Here is an 867-nt window from a genome sequence, read left to right as displayed (position 1 = left end):
CCACCGGCCGCTTCGGCGCCGACATGCAGGTGGCGCTGGTCAACGACGGACCGGTGACGATCTGGCTCGACACAGACGCCTGAGCGCCGGACCTGTAGCCCGCCGCCGACCGCAGGGGGCGGCGACGGGCAGTTCCTTGGCGCGGCGTCACACCGTGACGCGGTTCGGCACCTCTTCGCCCGCGAAGAAGGCACGCAGGTTCTCGACCGCCATGGCGCCCATGTCCTCGCGCACCTCAAGAGTCGCGGTGCCGAGATGCGGCAGCAGCACGGCATTCTCGAGCCGGCGCAACGCCTCGGGCAGCTCGGGCTCGAACTCGTAGACGTCGAGCCCCGCCCCCGCGATCTCGGCCTTCTCGAGCGCCGCGATCAGCGCCGCCTCGTCGACGATGTCGCCGCGCGCGATGTTCACGAGATGCGCCGTGGGCTTCATCGCCGCCAGCACGCCCGCGTTCACCATGTGGTGGGTCGCGGGGCTTGCAGGCAGCGCCACCACGAGGATGTCGACCTCGGCCGCAAGCGCCTCGGCTGTGGTGTAGCGCGTGGCGGGGAAGTCGAGTTCCTTCTCCGAGCGGCTGGCATAGGCCACGGACATGCCGAAGCCGAAATGGCAGCGCCGCGCGATGGCCTGCCCGATCCGCCCCATTCCGAGGATCCCGACCCGCTTGCCGGTGACGTGAAGCCCCAGCATCTGCACCGGGTGCCAGCCCTCCCACGCGCCGGAGCGCACCAGCCGCTCGCCCTCGCCGGCGCGGCGGCAGGTCATCAGCAGGAGCGTCATGGCGACATCGGCGGTGGCATCGGTGACCGCGCCGGGGGTGTTGGTGACCACGAGCCCCGCGGCCTCGGCAGCGGCCACGTCGATGTG

The 867-nt window shown here is 71.5% G+C and carries 2 protein-coding genes; one reads left to right on the top strand and one right to left on the bottom strand.

Annotated elements, in window-relative coordinates; translation table 11 throughout:
* The coding region (locus HC022_RS27765; RefSeq protein WP_175583769.1) for a D-aminoacyl-tRNA deacylase at window positions 1–83 on the top strand (83 nt) is incomplete at its 5' end.
* 64 nt (window positions 84–147) lie between these two features.
* On the opposite strand, the gene HC022_RS27760 is transcribed toward HC022_RS27765, so the two are convergent.
* The coding region (locus tag HC022_RS27760; protein ID WP_167454517.1) for a D-glycerate dehydrogenase at window positions 148–867 on the bottom strand (720 nt) is incomplete at its 5' end.

The sequence above is a fragment of the Salipiger sp. HF18 genome, assembly GCF_011806505.1.
Classification (GTDB): domain Bacteria; phylum Pseudomonadota; class Alphaproteobacteria; order Rhodobacterales; family Rhodobacteraceae; genus Salipiger; species Salipiger thiooxidans.
Note: the sequence above shows the minus strand (reverse complement) of the source record. Positions and strands in the feature narration are given on the sequence as shown.